This is a genomic window from Pandoraea sp. 64-18 (genome assembly GCF_001899225.1).
Classification (GTDB): domain Bacteria; phylum Pseudomonadota; class Gammaproteobacteria; order Burkholderiales; family Burkholderiaceae; genus Pandoraea; species Pandoraea cepalis.
This window is the reverse complement of the sequence record NZ_MKVU01000020.1, coordinates 282,700-302,826: the sequence shown is the minus strand read 5'-3', so window position 1 is coordinate 302,826 and position 20,127 is coordinate 282,700. Positions and strand designations below refer to the sequence as shown.

At 65.7% G+C, this 20,127-nt stretch carries 20 protein-coding genes; 8 read left to right on the top strand and 12 right to left on the bottom strand.

Annotated elements, in window-relative coordinates; genetic code table 11:
• Positions 1-70 precede the first annotated feature (70 nt).
• From BGP02_RS18425 to BGP02_RS18410, 4 genes are all read left to right on the top strand, one after another.
• A complete protein-coding gene (locus tag BGP02_RS18425; protein ID WP_232424539.1) occupies positions 71-913 on the top strand; it encodes an ABC transporter permease in 843 nt (280 codons plus the stop codon).
• Positions 914-1,130: 217 nt separating this feature from the next.
• Positions 1,131-1,523, top strand: coding sequence for a COG4315 family predicted lipoprotein (locus BGP02_RS18420; RefSeq protein ID WP_286798957.1), 393 nt, complete (start codon positions 1,131-1,133; stop codon positions 1,521-1,523).
• Positions 1,524-1,699: 176 nt separating this feature from the next.
• A complete protein-coding gene (locus tag BGP02_RS18415) occupies positions 1,700-2,263 on the top strand; it encodes an RNA polymerase sigma factor (RefSeq protein WP_017232543.1) in 564 nt (187 codons plus the stop codon).
• On the top strand, positions 2,263-3,252 hold the full coding sequence (locus tag BGP02_RS18410; RefSeq protein WP_286798956.1) for an anti-sigma factor: 990 nt from the start codon (positions 2,263-2,265) through the stop codon (positions 3,250-3,252). Before BGP02_RS18415 ends, BGP02_RS18410 begins: the two co-directional genes overlap by 1 nt.
• A 102-nt stretch (positions 3,253-3,354) precedes the next feature.
• On the opposite strand, the gene BGP02_RS18405 is transcribed toward BGP02_RS18410, so the two are convergent.
• The gene (locus BGP02_RS18405) at positions 3,355-4,929 is read right to left on the bottom strand and encodes an aldehyde dehydrogenase (NADP(+)) (protein ID WP_261939781.1); all 1,575 of its coding nucleotides are present in this window, start codon (positions 4,927-4,929) and stop codon (positions 3,355-3,357) included.
• An 11-nt stretch (positions 4,930-4,940) separates the two neighbouring features.
• A complete protein-coding gene (gene kdgD / locus BGP02_RS18400; RefSeq protein ID WP_017232956.1) occupies positions 4,941-5,852 on the bottom strand; it encodes a 5-dehydro-4-deoxyglucarate dehydratase in 912 nt (303 codons plus the stop codon).
• A gap of 386 nt (positions 5,853-6,238) precedes the next feature.
• Between kdgD and garD the strand changes: the two genes are divergently transcribed.
• Positions 6,239-7,846 (top strand): galactarate dehydratase, encoded by a 1,608-nt coding sequence (garD, locus tag BGP02_RS18395; RefSeq protein ID WP_286799093.1) that lies wholly within the window; start codon positions 6,239-6,241, stop codon positions 7,844-7,846.
• Positions 7,847-7,860: 14 nt separating this feature from the next.
• Here the strand turns inward: garD and BGP02_RS18390 are convergent, their stop codons facing one another.
• On the bottom strand, positions 7,861-8,337 hold the full coding sequence (locus BGP02_RS18390) for a nitrate reductase associated protein (protein WP_017232958.1): 477 nt from the start codon (positions 8,335-8,337) through the stop codon (positions 7,861-7,863).
• A 579-nt stretch (positions 8,338-8,916) separates the two neighbouring features.
• Here BGP02_RS18390 and BGP02_RS18385 point away from each other — a divergent pair.
• The 3 genes from BGP02_RS18385 to BGP02_RS18375 all read left to right on the top strand — a co-directional run bounded on the left by BGP02_RS18385 (position 8,917) and on the right by BGP02_RS18375 (position 11,095).
• Positions 8,917-9,123 (top strand): hypothetical protein, encoded by a 207-nt coding sequence (locus tag BGP02_RS18385; protein ID WP_268566863.1) that lies wholly within the window; start codon positions 8,917-8,919, stop codon positions 9,121-9,123.
• Positions 9,120-10,100: a hypothetical protein gene (locus tag BGP02_RS18380; protein ID WP_286798954.1), complete on the top strand. Its 981-nt coding sequence runs from the start codon at positions 9,120-9,122 to the stop codon at positions 10,098-10,100. Before BGP02_RS18385 ends, BGP02_RS18380 begins: the two co-directional genes overlap by 4 nt.
• A 101-nt stretch (positions 10,101-10,201) precedes the next feature.
• A complete protein-coding gene (locus BGP02_RS18375) occupies positions 10,202-11,095 on the top strand; it encodes a DMT family transporter (protein WP_261938019.1) in 894 nt (297 codons plus the stop codon).
• Positions 11,096-11,143: 48 nt separating this feature from the next.
• On the opposite strand, the gene BGP02_RS18370 is transcribed toward BGP02_RS18375, so the two are convergent.
• From BGP02_RS18370 to BGP02_RS18330, 9 genes are all read right to left on the bottom strand, one after another.
• The gene (locus tag BGP02_RS18370) at positions 11,144-11,971 is read right to left on the bottom strand and encodes a DUF4088 family protein (protein ID WP_017232962.1); all 828 of its coding nucleotides are present in this window, start codon (positions 11,969-11,971) and stop codon (positions 11,144-11,146) included.
• Positions 11,972-12,403: 432 nt separating this feature from the next.
• On the bottom strand, positions 12,404-13,387 hold the full coding sequence (egtD, locus tag BGP02_RS18365) for an L-histidine N(alpha)-methyltransferase (RefSeq protein WP_017232963.1): 984 nt from the start codon (positions 13,385-13,387) through the stop codon (positions 12,404-12,406).
• A complete protein-coding gene (gene egtB / locus BGP02_RS18360) occupies positions 13,387-14,610 on the bottom strand; it encodes an ergothioneine biosynthesis protein EgtB (RefSeq protein WP_017232964.1) in 1,224 nt (407 codons plus the stop codon). Before egtB ends, egtD begins: the two co-directional genes overlap by 1 nt.
• A gap of 86 nt (positions 14,611-14,696) precedes the next feature.
• The gene (locus BGP02_RS18355; protein WP_017232965.1) at positions 14,697-14,900 is read right to left on the bottom strand and encodes a hypothetical protein; all 204 of its coding nucleotides are present in this window, start codon (positions 14,898-14,900) and stop codon (positions 14,697-14,699) included.
• 477 nt (positions 14,901-15,377) lie between these two features.
• Positions 15,378-15,755, bottom strand: coding sequence for a DUF2274 domain-containing protein (locus BGP02_RS22445; RefSeq protein ID WP_157211400.1), 378 nt, complete (start codon positions 15,753-15,755; stop codon positions 15,378-15,380).
• A 124-nt stretch (positions 15,756-15,879) separates the two neighbouring features.
• Entirely contained in the window at positions 15,880-16,746 is an 867-nt protein-coding gene (locus tag BGP02_RS18345) for an amidohydrolase family protein (RefSeq protein ID WP_017232967.1), read from the bottom strand.
• Between the two features lie 107 nt (positions 16,747-16,853).
• Positions 16,854-18,131 carry an MFS transporter gene (locus BGP02_RS18340; protein ID WP_017232968.1) on the bottom strand — a complete coding sequence of 426 codons (1,278 nt, stop codon included), beginning with the start codon at positions 18,129-18,131 and terminating at the stop codon, positions 16,854-16,856.
• A gap of 34 nt (positions 18,132-18,165) precedes the next feature.
• Positions 18,166-18,888 carry a GntR family transcriptional regulator gene (locus BGP02_RS18335; RefSeq protein ID WP_017232969.1) on the bottom strand — a complete coding sequence of 241 codons (723 nt, stop codon included), beginning with the start codon at positions 18,886-18,888 and terminating at the stop codon, positions 18,166-18,168.
• Positions 18,889-19,281: 393 nt separating this feature from the next.
• On the bottom strand, positions 19,282-19,911 hold the full coding sequence (locus BGP02_RS18330) for a DUF2239 family protein (RefSeq protein WP_261938021.1): 630 nt from the start codon (positions 19,909-19,911) through the stop codon (positions 19,282-19,284).
• Between the last annotated feature and the right edge of the window lie 216 nt (positions 19,912-20,127).

The window sequence follows — 20,127 nt, the reverse complement described above, 5'->3', positions numbered from 1 at the left end:
AAACGGAGATTTCATGACCACGCCTTCGCCCGTGAGTTCGCTGGCGGCTGCCCCCACGACCCGACGCAAGATGCGCCGTGAAGGACCGGGCTCGCGTCTGTGGCGTGTGCTGGTGTGGGGCGCGATGATCTTCTTCCTCGTGAACGTGGGGTTGATGATCGCCACCGTCACGATGAACTCGCTGGCCACCCGCTGGTTCGGCACGCCGCTGCCGCAAGGCTTCACGCTGCATTGGTACGCACAGGCATGGCGCGATTTCCAGCTTGCCGATGTGCTGTGGGTCACCATGGAGGTCGTGGGTGCGGTCGTGCTGCTGTCGATCGCGCTGGGCGTGCCTGCGGCGTATGCGCTGGCGCGTGCGCAGTTCCCCGGCAAGAAGCTCGCGATGCTGGTGTTCCTGCTGCCGTTGATGGTGCCGCCGGTCACCTACGGCATTCCGATGGCGACGGTGCTCTACAAGGTCGGGCTGGGGGGCACGCTCGCGGGGGTGATTCTCGCGAACCTCGTGCCGTCGCTGCCGTTTGTGATTCTCGTGATGACGCCGTTCATCGAGCAGATCGATCCGAATCTCGAAGCCGCCGCGCGCATCTTCGGGGCCAACACGCTGAAGTATTTCCGCTACGTCTTGCTGCCGCTGCTGGTGCCGGGGATTCTCGCGGCCGGGTTGCTGGTGCTCGTACGCACCATCGGCATGTTCGAGCTGACGTTCTTCACGGCGGGTCCCGACACGCAGACGCTCGTCGTCGCGCTGTACTACGCGGTGTTCTCGACCGGCGTGCGGGCGCCGCAGTCGATCGACGCCATGGCCATGATCTATATGGCGATCACGCTGTTGTGGGTGCTCATCGCGCTGCAATTCGTGAGTCCGACGCAGCTCGTGAGCCGCGTCAAGGAAGCGCCGAAGGGCGAGTAGGTCGTTGGGAGTGCCGCCGTCGCCTTGGGAGGGTCCGGGGGATGTGCGGCACTTGCCGCTTCCGCTGCCATGGCATTGCCGTCCCCCGCTGTTCTCTCCTTCGCTCCGCGCTGCATTGCGGCGCAGCAAAAAAATCGCTGACATCGGACGGAATAAAGCGTCGCGACCGGGCGTTCTGAGAGTGTCGTCCCCGACATTTCATTCAGGAGCCAATGTCATGAACCAACGTCAATCGATGTCCTCCGTTCTCACCGCACTCGTGGCGGCCGCCGGCCTGTTCGCCGCTGCCGCTGCCCATGCCGAAGCCCCGCTCAAGGCGATGGGCGGCATGATGGTCGATAGCCAGAACCGTACCGTCTACACGTTCGACAAAGATGTGGCCGGCAGCGGCAGGAGCACCTGTAACGGCCCGTGCGCCGATGCGTGGCCGCCCGTGATGGCCGCGCCGGGAGCGAAGGCCGAGGGCGATTACACCGTCGTGACGCGCGACGACGGCACGATGCAATGGGCTTACAAGGGCAAGCCGATGTATCGCTTCTCGAAGGACACCGCCCAGGGCGACATGAAGGGCAACGGCTTCAAGGACGTGTGGCACGTGGTCAAGCCCTGAGCGGGAGCGCACGCAGATCCGACAGGGAGTCAAGGGTGTTGGCGGTCTGGCCGGCCACGCGGCGTAGTGCAAAGTCGCGGCGGCTCAGTATAATTTCGCGGCAAGCGTCGGCGGTCGTCGCCGGCGCTGCTTCGGACTGGCTTGACGCCAGGCACCCTCCGCCAGGACATTTGCCGATGACCGGTCAGGATTTGCCCAGCTTGCTCCCTGGCTTGCTGCCGCGCCTCTGGGCGTTCGCCCTGCGCATTACAGGCGATCGCCACGATGCCGAGGATCTCGTGCAACGTGCCTGCCTGCACGCGCTTGAGCGCGTGCATCAGTGGCAGCCGGGCACCTCGGCGTTGAGCTGGATGTACCGCATCGTGCACACCACGTGGATCAACGAGATCCGTGCGCGTCGTGTCCGCTCGCGCGGCAGCCTGGCCTGGGACGATGCCGACGTCGAGGCGATTCCCGATCTTCAGGCGTCCACGCCCGAAGACCTGGCCAGTTACCATCAGGTGTTCGGCGCCGTCGATCGTCTGCCCGAAGCCCAGCGGCTCGTGGTGCTGCTCGTCGCTGTCGAAGGGCTGAGCTACCAGGAGGCCGCGCTGGTGCTCGACGTGCCCATCGGTACGGTCATGAGCCGCTTGTCTCGCGCACGCCGAACCGTCGGCGACCAGTTCCGTCAATCCAGGGGGCAACCCCGCCGTGCCGACAACGTCGGCCCTGACGCCGGCGCACGTGAGGAGGATGCGTGATGAACGAAGACGATATCCGCCTGCTCGCGTACGTCGACGACACACTCCCCGCTGCCGAGCGGGCCGAGGTCGAAGCGGCCATCGGCGCGTCGCCCGAATTGGCCGACGCGGTCGAGGCGTTGCGCGCGTCGCGCCTGCCGTATCGGGAGACGTTCGCCGCACAAGTGATCCCGCCCGTGCCTGCCAGCCTGAGCGCCCATCTCGATGCATTGCTGCGCGCGCATGCGCAGCGGCAGACGCCGCAAGACGGTGCCGATGCCATGAAGCCGTTGAGCTCGGCGTCGCCCGTCGCGTCCGTATCCGTCAATGCATCCCTTGGTCCGCCCGCGGCGAACGATGCGCCCGCCGCACGCCGCGTGCGCGCGGGGTGGCTACTCGCCGCATTTGCCGCTGGCGTAGCCGTCACCGCCATCAGCTTGCCCTGGTTGCCGGGTGCGCTGAACCGCCTGGGCGCGGGGGGCGGAGGACTCATGACGGCCTCGGTAACGGCGCCGCCGAAGTCGCCGCAAGGCACGACGTGGGTGCGCGCGGCCGCCGAATACCAGCAGCTCTATGTGCGCGACACGATCGCGTCGGTACGGGTGGACGATGGCGACATCGCGCGCACCGTCAGCGATATTCGGCACGACGACAAGCTCGATATCAGCGTTCCCGACCTGCGCGCACAGGGGCTGACGTTCAAGGGCGTGCAACGCCTGCGCTGGCAGGATCGAACGCTGGTGCAGATGGTGTACCTGCCGGAGACGGGGGACCCCGTCGCCCTGTGCGTGGTGCGTGACCCGCGTCCGGATCAGGACGTGGCGGAGCAGAAGATCGACCGGATGGGCGTGGTGACGTGGCGCAAGGGACAGATCGGCTACGCGCTGATCGGTGCGCCGGGTTCGATCAATCTGAAGGCGGTGGCGAAGGGGCTGGCGCAGGGACAGGTCACGCCACTGTATGGTCTGGCGACGCCGCCGGCGCTTGCGCGAGGGGATGTGGCGTCGTAGCCGCGACCGCTGCCCTGTATCCAAGACAAAACGCCCTCGGATCGAAATCCGAAGGCGTTTGTCGTTGCGGCAATGTCGTTCGCTACGTGTTGAGCCTGCGTGTCATGCCTGCGACATCTCACCGTCGCGAAGTCGCCACAGGCCGAGCGGATTGGCTTCCTGCAGGGCTTCGGGCAACAGCGTGTCGGGCAGATCCTGATAGCAGACCGGACGCAGGAACCGATCGATGGCCGTGGCGCCCACCGACGTGAACATGGCGTTCGACGTCGCCGGGAACGGACCGCCGTGGACCATCGCATGACACACCTCGACGCCGGTCGGGAAGCCGTTGGCGAGAATGCGTCCGGCGCGACGCTCCAGACTCGGCAGCAAGCGGCGCGCCGCCTCGGTATCGCCGGCGTCGAGTTGCAGCGTCGCCGTGAGCTGTCCTTCCAGACGCTCGGTGATCGCGATCATCTCTTCGACGGTATCGCAGGCAATCACGACCGATGCCGGGCCGAAGACTTCCTCATGCAGTGCCGGCGTAGCGAGGAATTCGGCGGCGCTCGTGCGGAAGAGAGCCGCTTGGCCCTGGCATGCCCCCCCCGCCTGACCGCGCGCGAGCAGCGTCACGTTCGGTTCGTCGACCAGTCGCGTCACACCCTTGTCGTACGCCTGATGAATGCCCTGCGTCAGCATCGTGCCGGCGGCTTTCGCACCGAGCGCTTCAGTAGCCGTGCGGCAGAAGCGCTCGAGCGCGTCGCCCGCGATGCCCAGCACCATCCCCGGGTTGGTGCAGAACTGACCGACGCCCATCGTGAGCGAGTCGACGAACCCCTTGGCGATCGCTTCGCCGCGCGCGTTCAGCGCCTCAGGCAGCAAATACACCGGATTGATACTGCTCATTTCGGCATAGACCGGAATCGGTACGGCACGCGACTGCGCAATGCGCTGGAGCGCGAGGCCGCCGGTGCGCGAACCGGTAAAGCCCACGGCGGCAATCGCCGGATGCGCAACGAGCGCCTCGCCCACGGCGCGTTCGCCCACGAGCAGCGAGAACACCCCTTCCGGCAGGCCAAGTGCCTGCACCGCTGAGCGGATGGCGCGGGCCACGAGTTCCGACGTTCCCAGGTGCGCCGAATGTGCCTTGACGATCACCGGGCAACCCGCGGCAAACGCCGATGCCGTGTCGCCGCCCGCCACCGAAAACGCCAGCGGGAAGTTGCTCGCGCCGAACACGGCCACGGGACCGAGACCGATCTTGGCCAGACGCAAGTCGCTGCGCGGCAGCGGCTCGCGCGCCGGCTGCGCCGGGTCGACGGTGGCGTCGAGGAAGTGGCCGTCACGCACCACGCGGGCGAACATGCGCAGTTGGCCAACGGTGCGCCCACGCTCGCCTTGCAGGCGGGCGGCAGGCAATCCGGTCTCCGCATGCGCACGCTCGATGAGCGCGTCGCCCAGATCGAGAATGGCCTGGGCGACGGCCTCCAGGAACTCGGCACGCTTGGCGAGCGGCAACGCGCGGAACGGGTCGAACGCGGCGCGAGCCAGCGCGCAAGCGCGTTCGACGTCTTGCGCGTTGCCCGCGCCGAACGCGGGCGTCAGCGGCTCGCCGCGCGACGGGTCGAACGCTTCGAGCGTTCCCGCGCTGCCCCGCACGTCGGCGTGGCCGATCAACATCTCACCGGTAATTTGCATGCGTGGGCTCCTTAGCCTTCAACCTTCTTGATCAGCGCGTCGAGCATCTCGAGTTCGTTCGGCAGCAGGTCGGTCAGCGGCGCGCGCACCGGGCCGGCATCGCGACCGACGAGCTTCGCGCCCGCCTTGACGATACTCACGGCGTAGCCCGCGCGGCGGTTGCGGATTTCCAGGTACGGCAGGAAGAACGTGTCGAGCAAGCGGCCGATCGTGGCCTCGTCGTTCTCGCACACGGCGTGATAGAACGCCATGGCCGTCTTCGGAATGAAGTTGAAGACCGCCGACGAGTACACCGGCACGCCCAGCGCACGGTAGGCGGCGGCATAGACTTCGGCCGTCGGCAGGCCACCCAGATAGGAGAAGCGGTCGCCCATGCGGCGACGGATCTGCACCATGCGTTCGATATCGCCCACACCGTCCTTGAAGCCGATCAGGTTCGGGCACGTCTCGGCAAGACGCTCGAGTTGGTCGGCACCGAGCTTCGAATTGGCACGGTTGTAGACGATCACGCCGATGTTGACCGAACGGCAGACCTGTTCGACGTGAGCGGCGATCCCGTCCAGGCTCGCTTCGGTCAGGTAGTGGGGCATGAGCAGCACGCCCTTGGCGCCAAGACGCTCGGCTTCCTGAGCGTATTCGATAGCCAGACGCGTCGGGCCGCCGGCACCTGCCAGAATCGGCACCTTGCCTGCGCAAGTGTCGACGGCCGTCTTGATCACGGCGCTGTAATCGCGCGGGGTAAGCGAGAAGAATTCACCCGTGCCGCCCGCCGCGAAGAGCGCCGTCGCACCGAACGGCGCCAGCCACTCAAGTCGGGCCGCGTAACCACGCGCATTGAAGTCGCCGTTCGCGTCGAAGTCGGTGACGGGGAAAGACAACAAGCCGTCGGAGACGATCTGCTTGAGTTCTTGAGGTGCGGTCATGTCAAGAGTTCCTGTCGGCCACGGGGCCGGTTTCGATAAGGAAGAAAGAAGCTCAACCAGCGCGCGGCGCTGAGTTATATGTCATCGTATAACATGTGGCGAAATCGAACAAGAGGCTGTTGGAAAGAATGGCAGTGGGATTAACCCGTACAAAGCATGGAAGGGCGATTTCCCCGATTTATCCGGCAGACTTGAGGGGTACGCACAGCGCGAATCTAGATGTATGATGACACATGAGTGGCGGCATGCGCGACAACGTCGAAATTCGACGCCGTTATGCGCGCTGGCCGAGAGAGTCTCTAGCGTCGATGGCGTATCGCATGTGTGAACCCGTGCAGGCGCCGCATCTCATCGGAAAACAGGAAGGAGTGAGCAACATGGCATCAATGATGGACGCGGGGCGCACGGACGCCGCGGGCGAAGCCGGGTCTGGGACGAAGGATGTGCCGCGCTATATTCGGATGCAGCCGGACGACAATGTCGCCATCGTCGTGAACGACGGCGGTTTGCCTGCCGGTCGCCGGTTTGCCGACGGGCTAACGCTCGTGGACGCCGTGCCCCAGGGGCATAAGGTCGCGCTGAGCGATCTGGCCGAAGGCGCGCCGGTGATTCGCTACGGTGTGGTGATCGGCTATGCGGCGCGTGCGCTGCCCGCGGGCAGCTGGGTCAACGAGCGCAATCTGGTCATGCCCGAGGCGCCTTCGCTGGATCGCCTGCCGATCAGCACACGGGTGCCCGCGTCACTGCCGCCGCTCGAGGGCTTCACGTTTCAGGGCTATCGCAACGCCGACGGCTCGGTCGGTACCCGCAACATTCTGGCGATCACGACCACGGTGCAGTGCGTGGCCGGCGTGGTCGAATTTGCCGTCAAGCGGATCAAGGAGACGTTGCTGCCTCAGTATCCGAACGTCGACGACGTTGTCGGGCTGGAACACACCTACGGCTGCGGCGTGGCCATCGATGCGCCGGACGCCGACGTGCCGATCCGCACGCTGCGCAACATCTCCACGAACCCGAATTTCGGCGGCGAAGTGATGGTCGTGAGTCTCGGTTGCGAGAAGCTTCAGCCCGAGCGCCTCTTGCCGGCGGGCAGTATTCCGATCGGCAGCGCCAATGCGGATGGCAAGCCCGATACCGTCTGTCTGCAAGACGACGCGCACGTTGGCTTCCTGTCGATGATCGATTCGATCCTGGCAACGGCGCGCACGCATCTGGAGCGGCTCAATGCGCGCCAGCGCGAGACGGTGCCGGCGTCGGAGCTGGTGGTGGGCGTGCAGTGCGGCGGCAGTGACGCGTTCTCCGGGGTGACGGCGAACCCGGCGGTGGGCTTCGCCACGGATTTGCTCGTGCGCGCGGGCGCGACGGTCATGTTTTCCGAAGTCACCGAGGTGCGCGACGGGATCGATCAACTCACCTCACGCGCGGCGACCCCGGAAGTGGCCGACGCGATGATTCGCGAGATGGCCTGGTACGACGCCTATCTCGAGCGCGGCCGCGTCGACCGCAGCGCCAACACCACGCCTGGCAACAAGCGCGGCGGGTTGTCGAACATCGTGGAAAAGGCGATGGGGTCGATCGTGAAGTCCGGCACGGGGCCGATTCACGGCGTGATCGCGCCGGGGGCGAAGCTCGATCGCTCGCGCCAGCGCGGGCTGATTTACGCCGCCACGCCAGCGAGCGATTTCATCTGCGGCACGCTGCAACTCGCGGCGGGGATCAACATGCACGTCTTCACGACCGGACGCGGCACGCCTTACGGGCTGGCCGAGGTGCCCGTCGTCAAGGTGGCGACGCGCTCCGATCTGGCCCGTCGCTGGCATGACCTGATGGATGTCGACGCCGGGCGCATCGCCACGGGCGAAGCCACCATCGAAGACGTCGGCTGGCAGCTCTTTCACCTGATGCTCGCCGTGGCGAGCGGCGAGAAGACCTGGGCGGAACGCTGGGGCCTGCACAACGCGCTCGTCCTCTTCAACCCGGCGCCCGTGACCTGACCCGGAGGCGCACTTCAGAGATCGGCTGGCGTTTGCGCCAGCCCGAACTCGAGCATGGCCGGGACAAAGCAATGATTGAGCGTGTCGCGCCGCGAGAGCTTCGCGAGCACATAGCGACGGAACGGCGTGAGCGTGGCCCAGTCGCCCACCGCGGGCGGCAGCAGATCGGCCAGTTCGCATTGCTTGAGCAGTCCCGGCGGCAACGCGTTCGTATCCTGCCAGGCGGTCGGCGCAGGGTCGACGCTGCGCGCCACCGCTTGCCCGAGATACTGGCTCGCCATCTCGTCGAGACGCGCGGCAAAGTCCTCGTCGCCGGGCCTGCATGAGGCCAGCGCCTCGCGCGCCGCTTCGGGCAGGCGTTGCCAGTCGGCCAACGATAGATGTTGACCGTTGCGATCCAGATTGAAGCGAATCGCCATCGTGATGAATGTCAGGTTCTCGCAGGCTTCGATCTCGAAAACGAAGATCGGCAGACGCTGATAAAGATGCATGAGAGTCACTCCCCGGGGCGCAGCATCGAAAACAATCATGGTACTTCAAGAGGGCGCACTCTCGTGCGCTGCGCTGTGTCGCCCGCGTCGCTACGAGGAAGGCGTGCCGGCGGAACGTCGTATTCCGACATCAATCCCCTAGGTTCTTGGGAAAAGTCTTGAATTTGCGTGTTTGAGCGACGTTGTCCGCATTTGCCGTTCACGATGGCGACCGACGTCGAATCGTCGTCATCCCTCGGGGCGCGGACGGTCGTTCACGCCGCCCCCGCGGGGAGGCCGGAGGGCTATGGAGCGACGTGGTTTGCGCACTTCTAGAGCCTCCGTTCTTTTTCGTATCCCTAAGGGATTCCTATGGTAGATGTTTGGCCCGCAGGCGCCTGCGTTCATGCCCGGCATGGCATGCGCGGCTTGCGCGGCAGTCTTGCACGAGGCGCGGGCGTCCGCGCCATGCGATTTTTGAAAGGAGCCGACATGCCGTCCAATGCGCCGCCGTCACCGTTTCCTTTTCTTCCCGTCGTCCTGGAGTCGCCCGTCGGGGCGCAAGGTCGCGCGATGTCTTCGCCCGACGGGACCGCCTGCATGCCTGAGCCGGCGTCACGTCGGCTGGCGCGCGGCGCGCCGGACACGCCGCGTGGCAAAGGGCGAACCCCGCCCCGCCGTCGTTTGGGCGCCGTGCAGAACGTGCCGGGCCTGTCGCTGGGCGATGGGGGCGCGACGCTCCGCGTGGAGGTCGTCAGGCGTATCGATCCCGCGGGGGTGGCGCTGCTGGGGGCGATCGTCCGATGAGTGCCCCGATCGCGTCACCGGTCGCCACGCCTCTGCCCGCCGCGCCGGTCGCGTTGGCGGCGTACGACACGGCGGTATGGGTCATCGCGTCGCCGCATGCGCGATGGACGGTCGAGGCGCAGGCCGTCGTCGTGTCGTCGCACGAGGTGTCGTGCACGTTGCACGGCGCGCTTGCCGAAACCGCGATGTGGCTGGATCGTATGCGGCACGGTGTGCTGCTCGCCGAGGCGCCGTTGCCGGGCACCTGGCTCGCGATGCTGGTCGACGAAGCGCTGGTGCAGGTGTTGCCCGCCACGCAGGGCAGTATCGTGCCGGCGTTCGGGCGCATTTGCGACGATTGGGTGCGCGGCATTTTCGCCGCGCCATTCTGGACCCGCTTCCTGGCAGGCGAATCGAGCGACGTCCAGGTGCTGGCGTTTCTCGCGCAGCACTACCATCGCGCGGCGGGGGCGGATGTGCACAATCGCATGGCGGTCGAGCGCTGCACCGACGCGGCGCTGCGACCGATCCTGTTGCGCCAGTATCGCGAGCAGCGCGGACAGGCGACGATGCTTGCCGCCGGCCTCCTTCGCTGTGGCCCGGCGGCCCGCACCTTCCTCGACAGCGGTGCGTTCGATGCGACGCACGCGCTCATCGACTTCATCATTGGCGCGGCGGGCGACATGCCCGCCTACGTGGGGTGTTGCGCGCTCAGTCAGGCACCGGCGGCGGTGCGTGCGGCCAGCGAGATCGAGGCGCAGTTCGACGCGCTCGCGCAGCGGTATCCGTCGGCTGCCGAAGGGTTCGCGGCCGTCGGAGCGCACGCGCGGCAAGACGCGAGTGTCTGCGGCGGGACCCCGTTGCTCGCGCAGTGGGTGGAGGAGGCGGGCGAGCCCGATGCGGCGTCGCGCTTGCGCATGCTGCGCGGGGCGCACGGTGTGGCGGCGGCCTATCGGGTCATGTTCGACACGTTGCATCGTCTGGACGACGAAATCTGAGGTCGGCGCGCGGGCCATGCCCCCGAATGGGGCATGCGACTCGTATAATGGCGTCCGAACGGCGGGGGCGGTGGTGCCTGCGAGCCGTCTGCCCCCTGACCATGACAACCCAACTCGCCTACCTTGCCGCGCTCGGTGCTGCCCTTTGCTGGGCCTTCAGCGGCATGATCGCCATTACGCCCGTGCGCCGGGCCGGTTCCTTCCCGTTCAATTACGCCCGCATGCTGCTCGTCTTCGCGATGCTGCTCATCGCGGTGGCGGTGCAGCGAGGCTGGCCGTCGCTTACGCTGGAACAGTGGCTGCGACTCACGGCGTCGGGGCTGATCGGCATTCTCGTGGGCGACACGATTCTCTATACGTCGCTCGGCCGTCTCGGGCCCCGCCGCAACTCCATCGTCTTCGCGACGAACGCCCCGATGACCGCCGTGCTCGGCTATGTTTGGCTCGGCGAGGCACTGGGCTGGCGCGCGGTGATCGGGGTGGCGCTGGTCACGACGGGCGTGGCGCTCGCCGTCGCATTCGGTGGCCGGCGCGAGGATGCTCATCACTGGGAGTCCGTGCGTGGCGATGTGCGTGTGGGCGTCGCCATCGGGCTGGTGGCGGCGCTGTGTCACTCCGTGGGAACGCTCATCGCCAAACCGGTCATGGCCGCCGGCGTCGATCCGGTGAGCGCGTCGGCGGTGCGTGTGGGGGTGTCGGCGCTCGGGCTGACGATGCTCGCCGCACGGCGCGGGCGTGACCTCTTCTCGGCCTTCACGCCGGGCACGCTCGCGCTCACGGCAGCGTCGGGCTTCGTCGGCGTGGCCGTCGGCATGACGCTGCTGCTCTACGGCATGGGCCACGGCAACACCGGCGTCATTGCGACGCTCTCGGCGACCACGCCCGTCGTGGTGTTGCCGCTGATGTGGATTCGCACCCGGCAGCGTCCGGCGGCAGGCGCCTGGTGGGGGGCGTTGATCGCGAGCGCGGGCGTCGCGTTGATCTTCAACCGGTGAGCGGAGACGGACGCCAATATGGGGGGCGGCTCAGGTGCCGCCTCGCGCTCAGCGCGTGAGTGGCGGTTGCAGGGGGTCGGAATGCTGACGCGATGCGTCGGTCGTCATGCCGGACGGCGGTGCTTGCGGCGCAACGGCCGGGCGAGGCAGGTCCGGCGTCAGCAAACGCCGCAGCCAGGCCGCAAGCCGTTCGAAGACGCCTGGATCGTCGTTGAACAACTCGGGGCGCAGGACTCGCAGGTAGTCGAGAATCTGTTCGGCCTCCTGAGCACCAACCGACCCGTAGATCACCGCCAGATCGAGGAGTGCACGCAGTTCGCCGAGTCGCTCGCGCGCTTGCAGTGAGCGGGCCGTTTCCACGCTGCGCTTGGCGTCGAACACGCGCTCGCGCAGCACGGAGGCGGCGCGCCACGCGGGCGTCTGCAACGACGCTTCCAAGGCGCGGAGGTCTTGGGCAGAGCTGACGATCTGTCCCGCGAGCGATTCCACGATGCGTTCCTCGCCCTTCGCTTCGCGCACGATACCTTCGGCCCAGCGGCTCGCCTGACGCGACATGTCCTCGCGCGTCCATTCGGGGCGAGAGACGAAATAGAAGCCGTGTTGACGCGCCTGGTTCAGGATGATCGAGACGACGTCCGGGAACTGCTTGTCGAACGTGCGCTTGGCCCACGCGTAATGCCCCCCGGCGAGCAATTGTGCGACGGCGGCTTCGGTGAGCGGAACGGTGCTGTCGAGCAGGCGGGCGCGCAGGAAGTCGTCGAAGGGCGGTGGCGTGAAGTGACGGTCCACGGCGGCGGAAATGCGCACGAACGCGTCGAAGTCTTTCTTCAGATCCGCCAGCGCGATGTCGGAGAGGGTTAGCGAAATGCGGCTCATCGTGACCGACCCCAAGGCGCCGTCGCGACGACGCAAAGCCGACGCGCGAGCGAGTGCGCGTTAGCCAGTCGAGTGTCTGTGCCAGTGCCGCGAGCCGCAGGTGTTACTGCCGAAGCTCGTGCCACGTGCATCCCCATTGCGCGTGAAGTCATGTGCAGCGATACGTGTCAACGGTGCGCCGCGGTCATGGCCGCGCGCTGTGAAGATGGCCCTTGAGGGGACACAGGCGGACGTCCCGGCGTGTCGGATCCCATGGCGTTCATGGCGGCAATGCTAGCCTAATCCTGGCTAGCGATCCCCGCGTCTCCACCGTCTCCCCAGGAAATTCACATTTCGCATGGCGGACAGCAGGCGTCTGCATGCATCAACGGCATGGTGACGTCAAAACTTTAGCGATAAGGGCCGGATTTTTTGCGCGGCGTCGTGCGCGGGTCAGCTTCCCGCCGCGGGGCGCAGCAGATAGACGGCGAAGCGCGCGCGGGCATCGAGCCAGACGCGCTCGACATCCCACCCCGCGGAGCTTGCCAGGGCGCGGAACTCCGTCTGACCGTACTTGTACGAGTTCTCGGTGTGAATGGACTCGCCTGTCATGAAGTCGAAGCGATGGCCCAGCACGCTCGCGCGGAAAGGGCGCTGGGCGACGAGATGCATTTCGATCCGACTGGCGGCCGCGTTGAAGCGGGCTTCGTGACGGAAGGCGTCGAGCGGCAGGTCGCCGTCGAGTTCGCGATTGATGCGCGTGAGCACGTTCAGATTGAACTGCGCGGTGACGCCGCGCGCGTCGTCGTAGGCGGGCAGCAGCACGGCGGCGTCCTTGCAGGCATCCACGCCGACGACCATCCGGCGGCGCGGGCCGAGCATCTTGCCGACGTGGGCAAGAAAGGCGGCGGCCTGTCCGGGCGCGAAATTGCCGATCGTCGAGCCGGGAAAGAAGCCCAGGCGCGGCCCTTGGGTGGTCTGCAACTGCGGCGGCAGGCGAAACGGCCGGGTGAAGTCGGCGCGCACCGGCAACATGGGGATGCCCGGGCAGCGGCGGGCCAGCGTGGCGACGGCGTCGTCGAGGAAGTCGTCGGCGATGTCGACGGGCACATAGGCGCGCGGCGTGACCAGCGCGTCGAGCAGCAACGGCGTCTTGCGACTCGAGCCGCTGCCGAATTCGACGACGACGGCGTTCGGGCCAATGACGTCGGCAATCGCGGCGGCGCATTCGCCGAGCAGCACCGTTTCGGTGCGTGTCTGGTAATACTCGTCGAGGCCGGTAATCGATTCGAATAGTTCGCTGCCGAGCCGGTCGTAAAGCCAGATGCTGGGCAGCGACTTGGGCGTGTGGCCGAGACCGGCGAGCACGTCCGCCGCGAACGCATTTTCCGGCAGCGACGGACAAACGAACGGCGTGGCTTGGGGGGCTTGCGACATCAGCGATCCTCCGCGAGCCTCAGGCCGCAGAACTGCCAGCGCTGATGCGGGTAAAAGAAGTTGCGATACGTGGTGCGTGCATGTCCCGGCGGCGTGGCGAGCGAGCCGCCGCGCAGCACGAATTGTCCGCACATGAATTTGCCGTTGTATTCGCCGACGGCCCCCGCCGCCGGTCGGAATCCCGGATAGGCGACGTAAGGGCTGGCCGTCCATTGCCATACCGGGCCGAAGCGTTGCGCCATGGCGGGTTGCGAAGCGGGCGACACGGTTGCCGCGACCTCCCACTCGTGTTCGGTCGGCAGACGCTTGCCGGCCCATCGCGCGAAGGCGTCGGCTTCGAAATAGCTTACGTGCCGCACGGGCGCGTCGTCGTCGATCGGTTGCATGCCGGCGAGCGTCATCGACTGCCATTCGCCGTTGTGCAACTCCCAGTACAGCGGATGTCCCCACCCTTCGCGTTGCACCGTCGCCCAACCGTCGGACAACCAGAGTCCCGCCGTGCGATAGCCGCCGTCGTCGATAAACGCGCGCCACTCCCCGTTCGTCACCACGCGCGAGGCGATCGCGAAGGGGCGGAGCAAGATGTCGTGGGCAGGGGTTTCGCAGTCGAACGCAAAGGGTCCGCTCGATTCGCTCTCGTGCCCGACGCGATGCTGGCCACCGCTGTGGGCAATCCATTGCAGCGGCCCGGCGATGTCGCCGGCGCAGGCCGGTTGGCGATGCGCGGGACGCAACGGATTTTGCGCGAACAGATGCAGCAAGTCGGTGTGCATCAGCTCCTGGTGCTGTTCCTCGTGATGCAGGCCGAGGGTGACGAGTGCGTGAACGTCGGGCGGGAGATCGGCATGCAGCAGGCGCTCATGCATGGCGGCGTCGACATGGCGCCGATAGCGCAGCACGTCATCGAGCGTGGGGCGAGAGAGCAAGCCGCGTTGCGGGCGCGGATGGCGCGGACCGGCGGCCTCGTAATATGAATTGAAGAGATAGGCGAAGCGCGGATCGTAGGGGCGGTAGTGGCGGCCCGACAGGGCGCCGGACTCGCTCAGCAAGAAGGTTTCGAAGAACCATGTGGTGTGCGCGAGATGCCACTTGATGGGGCTGGCGTCGGGCATCGACTGCACGGTGGCGTCGGCGTCGGAGAGGTCTTGCGCAAAGGCGACCGAGGCGGCGCGCACGGCATCGTAGCGCGCCACGGCTTGCGACGTACAACAGGGGAGGGCCATGGGGACACGCCGTGTTGTGAAACGTGCTGCCTATTGTAGACCCGTTGCTTGCCCCTCGTGTGTCACCGGGCATCGCGTCGGCGAGGTCACGACTGCCCGTTGCCGGTGGGGCCGTGGAGTTCGTGTTCGAGACGCACGACTTCCTGCGCGACGAGTGCGATGGCGTTGCGAATTTCCATGAGCGCGGTGTAGAGCGCTTGCGCGTTCTGGGGGGATTGCAGGGCGAGGTCGCGGGCGGCGGCTTCGATGGCGTCCAACGACAGGGCGATGCGGTCGAGATTCTCCAGCATGGGGCGATCTCCGATGGCGCGCGCAGCGCGTGCGTAGCCCTATGATACCCAACTGACGTATCTCGGTGGGGATGTTAGAATGCGTGCCCTTGCCGGGGTGATGCGTTTGGTGAACACCGCGGACTCGGAATCTGTTGTGCCGAGCCTTTCCCGCCGCGGATGCGGCGCCGGAAGGCCAATGATGACAGGGATTTGCGAGCATCCGAGATGTAGCGTCATGGCTTGTCTTGGTAGCTGGGCGCCATCCAGGCGCCAGTGAAAAGCAGAAGGACAGATCACTCACGCCCGAGTGGTGAAATTGGTAGACACAAGGGACTTAGACAATTTGAGCCTTCGGGGGGAAACGCCCGAAGTGACGCCCGTCAAAGTCGGCGAAATCCCTGGATGCTTCGGCATCCGAGTCAACGCCGAGCCAAGCCCAAACTTCAAGATTGGGAAGGTGTAGAGAGCAGACGGCGGGCACCTACGGCCGCAAGGCTATGGTGAAGGCGTGCTCCAGACCACGAACAGTGCAAACGCGCTGGCGGCGAAAGTCGAAGTGGTAAGAAAATCCCTCGACCTAACGGTCGTGCCGGTTCGATTCCGGCCTCGGGCACCATCCAGAGCCGCCCCTGTTTGCGCAGGAGCGGCTTTTTCGTTCCGCGGACGGCGACTCGGCGAGCTTGACCACTTGCATCCTTCATTCCCGGCCATGAAGGCTTGCAGTCTGTGCGGAATCGGCGTCGCCGCGTCGACGGTCTCGCCATAGGTCTGCGCACGCAACGCGACATAGCGGTCGAGGTCGGCCTGGAGGTCAGCCGGGCACAGATGGGGCCGCGCCGTCAGCCGGCGCTGTCCGGCGAAGCCAGACGGCATCCGCCTGGCGTTGTATGCGCTCAGACCGGCGCCATGCCGCCGTCGACGAACAGGTCAACGACATTGACGCGAATACCGCGATCCCTCAGATCCTGCGCGCGCCGCACCAACGCATTGTGCGTGATTAGTCGAACTTAAAGAGCCGTGCCGGCGTCTCGACCAATACGACTCGTCGATCGTCATCGTCAGGAAGGAGCTCGTGGATGAGCGCGTAGGCGTTCTCGAAACGGCGGTCATGTTCGAACTGCGTGTGCGGCCAGTCGCTTCCCCAAACGAGCCGCTCCAAGCCAAACGCCGTCCTGAGCAGCGGCGTCGCGGCGCGCGCTACGGCGACGCCGGCTTCGCCAGCGCCATTGCGGTATGCGCCGGACAGCTTGACCCATACGCGGCGGGACGTCGCAAAGCCGAGCAGATCGCGGAACCCCGGATCCGCGACACCAAGCGCTGGATCCGGGCGTCCGAAATGATCGACCACGACGTTGATGCCGTGAGCGACGAGCGTCGGCACAACGCGGCGAAGCCTGCAGGCTTCGCAATGCACTTCGACTTGCCATCCGAGTGCGGCGATGCGCGGCAGCAAGGTTTGCCAGGCTTGCGTTGCCCAATTGGGATCCGGCGCGCCGAACAGGTTGAGCCGGATTCCGACGACGCCGCCACGAGCAAGGGCATCGAGATGCGCTGAATCGGCCGCGGCCTGCACCGGGGCGATCACAGCGATGCCACGCAAGCGGTGGCGTTCCTGGGCGAGCGCTGCAAGGAGATAGCGGTTGTCGGTGCCAAGGAAGCTCGGTTGCACGAGTACGCCATGGGCGATCCCGTGTGTGCCGAGCTGCGCGAGATACGCGCTCAGCAGTGCGTCGTAGTTCGGCGCGTAGCGCCGTTCGCCTGCGAGCGGAAGATCTCGCGTGAAAACGTGCGCATGCGTGTCAATTGCCAATACCGTCTGTTGGGGCGTATCGTATCCGCCGGTCGCGGCGGTCGGGGTAGGCATTGCAGGAAATTCCTTTTCAGGGCCCGGCGCAAGCGCCGGGGGTGGGGTCGTCTCGCCATCGCCAACGTGCCCGTTGGCGTGGCATTGGCAACGTTGGCGGCCGTCATTCAACGGGGGGCCGCTTCTCCGTGCTGATCGCTCAGTGACGTCATGGGCAGATGTTCGGCGAGCGCGCGCCCGCGCGTCTCCGGTAGCATCAGGACGGCCAACGCGACGATCGAGTAGGCGATTCCCGCATCGATTCCGATGGCGAAACCAAGCGAGGTTGTGGCGGCAAGGTGGCCTACCATGACCGGAAATGCGGCCGACGCCACGCGTCCGAAGTTGTAACAGAATCCGACGCCCGTGCCCCGCATGCCGCGCGGGTATAACTCGTTGAAGAGGGCCCCCATGCTCGCAGGAATGCCTGCGGCAAAAAAGCCGAGCGGGAAGCCAAGAAACAGCATCGCCGTGTTGCCGAGCGGCGCGAACAGGTAGACGACGACCGTGGCGACGCAGCATACCGAGAACAACAAGATTGTGCCGCGTCGCCCGATACGGTCGAGCAGGTGCGAGCTCGCGATGCAGCCGCAGAAGAATGCCGCGATGATGACGGCCAGAAAACCACCCGTGCTCAGGACGGACAGGTGACGCTCCGTTTTGAGATAGGTCGGTAGCCACGTCATGAGTGCGTAGTAGCCACCGTGCGCACCGACGCCGAGCAGTGCGCCGATCAGTGTCATGCGCAGCAACTGCGGCGAAAAGATGCCGACGAGCGGTGTGCTGTCGCCAGTCGCTACGGGGCGAGTGCGCGGTACCTCGGGCTCCTTGATGTGGCGGCGCACATACACGACGAGCAGCGCCGGCAGCACACCGAGGGCAAACATCGCGCGCCACGCAAGGTGTGCGGGTGCGAAGGAGAAGAGCAACGTATAAAGCAGCACGGCGGCCGCCCAGCCTACGGCCCACGCGCTCTGCACGGTCCCCATTGCCTTGCCGCGATGCTCTGGACGAATCGATTCGGCCATCAGTACCGCGCCGGCCGCCCATTCGCCGCCGAAGCCAAAACCTTGTAGCGTCTTCAGTACGATGAACTGCGGGAACGATTGGGCAAACGCGCTCGCGAACGTAAAAAACGAGAAGAACAGAATCGTGATCTGCAGCGTGCGCACACGCCCGATCCTGTCGGCGAGTGCGCCGGCAAGCCAGCCGCCGAGCGCTGACGCCACGAGCGTGGCGCCGCTTACGAATCCGGCTTGTGTCTTGTCGATCGCCCATTCGGCAATGATCGCCGGAATGACGAGGCTGAACATTTGCACGTCCAGCGCGTCGAGCGCCCAGCCGCCGAAGCACGCCCAGAACGTGCGTTTCTCTTGCGGTGATACCGTTTTGAACCAGTTGAACATGAGGGGTCTCCTTGTTGGAATGGCAGCGTCCGCTTCAGCGGATCTCCACCTGATACGTAAATTCGCTCGCCGGCCCGCGAGACCGGCGCCATTCCAGTGGCCGCCTGTCGAAGCTGTACGCGACGCGCTCAATCACGACGACAGGCGTGTGCGCATCGACGCGCAGCAGCCTCGCCTGCATCGGGTCGACGGTCTCTACCGTAAGCGTCTCGGTCGCCGATGCGATGACCTGGTTGCAGTGCGATTCGTAGACGGGATAAAGGAGGTCGCCGATATCCTCGGTCTTGAGTTGGACAAACGCCTCAAAGGGCGCGTACGGCAACCAGATCTCCTCCACGAGGATCGGCTGGTCGTCGATGAGACGCAGCCGCGACATGTGAATCACCTCGGCGTTCGGCTCGATCTGCAATGTTGTCGACACGGCCGAAGGCGCTTTCGTGATTTCGCGCGTCAGGATGCGACTGGACGGGATGCGCCGTTCGCCCTGCCGACTCTGGAAACGAAAGAAGCGAAATAGCGATCCGTCGAAACTAGCTCGCCGCACGAAGGTTCCACGGCCCTGAAAACGTTCGAGCATGCCCTCGGTCACGAGGACATCGATGGCTTTACGCACCGTTCCAATGGCAACACCGTAGGTACGCGAAAGTTCCTGTTCTGTCGGAATGGCTTCGCCAGGGCGCCACCGGCGCTGGGCAATTTGCGCCGTTAGCTCATCGCGCAGGCGCTGGTATCGGGGCAGGCGGTCGTCGGCTTGCATGGTTGATTCCGTTAGTCAACTAAACATATATATGATTAGTTGAAATGCCATTCGGCACAACCCGGGAAGACCCGTATTCTCGAAAGAGGGGGGCGGATCGTGGCGCTTTCTGCGTGCCGCCGCTTCGACGTCCCCCCGTATTCAGTAGCATCCGGCTTTAGAGTCCGGGGGTTAATCGAGCACGACCCCATCGCTGGTAGGCGTCTCATGTCGAGATCCACAGCACAGTACCCCCATCGTCTCCCGCCGTAGCCGGCCGTCGCGGCACGAAACCCGCCTCACCGTTCCTGTCATCCGGAACGTGATGAGGTCGCGTTCATGCGCAACCGGTGCGATGGCGCCGGCATTCGGATCCATGGATTTCATCCGTGCCATCTTTGCGACCAGCGTCGCTCACGGTGCGTCGCCAAAGCCGAGCGCGAACGCATGATCGCGCACATCGGCAGGCCAACCAGCGACCAGTTCTCCAAAGCGCGCGCGATCGTCCGCGAACAACGCTCGCGCCACTTCCTCGAAGCCGGGTAGATCGCCGGCCAACGCCGACATGAAGTGGTAGGCGCGCTCGTGAGAGGCGCGGCGATTGTCACGTTGGGCGTTGGCGCGACGCGCGTCTTCAACCAGCTTTCGGAGCGCAACCGATGCCCCTCCGGGCTGCTTAGCGAGCCAATCCCAATGGCGTGGCAACAGCGTGACCTCACGCGCGATGACGCCGAGCTTCGGCCGCCCCCGGCCGCGTGCTTCGCTCTGCGCCACCGTGCTGTCGGCGCCGTCGGTGTCGTCGGTGCCGTTGGGGTATGGCGCATCGGATGCCGCCAGCGCGAAGCGCGCGGTGATGTCGTCGTCAGTGCCGCGCGTGTCGATGTCGATCGAGCGCCCAGTCGCGTTGTCGAAGATCAGCACAGGCGTCTGGGGAGCCTTTTCCACGGCATGCTTTACCGCAAGCGCGACGGCAGCAAGCGAGCCGGAGGCGATGCATCGTTGACCCACGAAGGCGATGTGGGAGGGAAGCGTCGAAGGCGTCATGGTATTCAGCCAGGTTGTGAGGATTGCAATTTATACCCGGATAAAATAATCGTCAATATTATCCGGGTATAAATATGATGCTGACCGTCAAACGAATGCAGCGGTACGCGTAGGCGATGCCGACCATGAGATTCCTGCCGGCGGTTATCCAAGCGGCAGGTCGCCAGCGCACAAAGCATTGGCTTCCGCAGCATGTTGGGGGCGCTGACCGAGTCG

Bases quoted from the DNA above. Each gene is read 5' to 3' on its own strand.
- BGP02_RS18425 (WP_232424539.1), top strand. From the start codon at position 71: ATGCGCCGTGAAGGACCGGGCTCGCGTCTGTGGCGTGTGCTGGTGTGG.
- BGP02_RS18420 (WP_286798957.1), top strand. From the start codon at position 1,131: ATGAACCAACGTCAATCGATGTCCTCCGTTCTCACCGCACTCGTGGCG.
- BGP02_RS18415 (WP_017232543.1), top strand. From the start codon at position 1,700: ATGACCGGTCAGGATTTGCCCAGCTTGCTCCCTGGCTTGCTGCCGCGC.
- BGP02_RS18410 (WP_286798956.1), top strand. From the start codon at position 2,263: ATGAACGAAGACGATATCCGCCTGCTCGCGTACGTCGACGACACACTC.
- BGP02_RS18405 (WP_261939781.1), bottom strand. From the start codon at position 4,929: ATGCAAATTACCGGTGAGATGTTGATCGGCCACGCCGACGTGCGGGGC.
- kdgD (WP_017232956.1), bottom strand. From the start codon at position 5,852: ATGACCGCACCTCAAGAACTCAAGCAGATCGTCTCCGACGGCTTGTTG.
- garD (WP_286799093.1), top strand. From the start codon at position 6,239: ATGATGGACGCGGGGCGCACGGACGCCGCGGGCGAAGCCGGGTCTGGG.
- BGP02_RS18390 (WP_017232958.1), bottom strand. From the start codon at position 8,337: ATGCATCTTTATCAGCGTCTGCCGATCTTCGTTTTCGAGATCGAAGCC.
- BGP02_RS18385 (WP_268566863.1), top strand. From the start codon at position 8,917: ATGCCTGAGCCGGCGTCACGTCGGCTGGCGCGCGGCGCGCCGGACACG.
- BGP02_RS18380 (WP_286798954.1), top strand. From the start codon at position 9,120: ATGAGTGCCCCGATCGCGTCACCGGTCGCCACGCCTCTGCCCGCCGCG.
- BGP02_RS18375 (WP_261938019.1), top strand. From the start codon at position 10,202: ATGACAACCCAACTCGCCTACCTTGCCGCGCTCGGTGCTGCCCTTTGC.
- BGP02_RS18370 (WP_017232962.1), bottom strand. From the start codon at position 11,971: ATGAGCCGCATTTCGCTAACCCTCTCCGACATCGCGCTGGCGGATCTG.
- egtD (WP_017232963.1), bottom strand. From the start codon at position 13,387: ATGTCGCAAGCCCCCCAAGCCACGCCGTTCGTTTGTCCGTCGCTGCCG.
- egtB (WP_017232964.1), bottom strand. From the start codon at position 14,610: ATGGCCCTCCCCTGTTGTACGTCGCAAGCCGTGGCGCGCTACGATGCC.
- BGP02_RS18355 (WP_017232965.1), bottom strand. From the start codon at position 14,900: ATGCTGGAGAATCTCGACCGCATCGCCCTGTCGTTGGACGCCATCGAA.
- BGP02_RS22445 (WP_157211400.1), bottom strand. From the start codon at position 15,755: ATGCCGTCTGGCTTCGCCGGACAGCGCCGGCTGACGGCGCGGCCCCAT.
- BGP02_RS18345 (WP_017232967.1), bottom strand. From the start codon at position 16,746: ATGCCTACCCCGACCGCCGCGACCGGCGGATACGATACGCCCCAACAG.
- BGP02_RS18340 (WP_017232968.1), bottom strand. From the start codon at position 18,131: ATGTTCAACTGGTTCAAAACGGTATCACCGCAAGAGAAACGCACGTTC.
- BGP02_RS18335 (WP_017232969.1), bottom strand. From the start codon at position 18,888: ATGCAAGCCGACGACCGCCTGCCCCGATACCAGCGCCTGCGCGATGAG.
- BGP02_RS18330 (WP_261938021.1), bottom strand. From the start codon at position 19,911: ATGACGCCTTCGACGCTTCCCTCCCACATCGCCTTCGTGGGTCAACGA.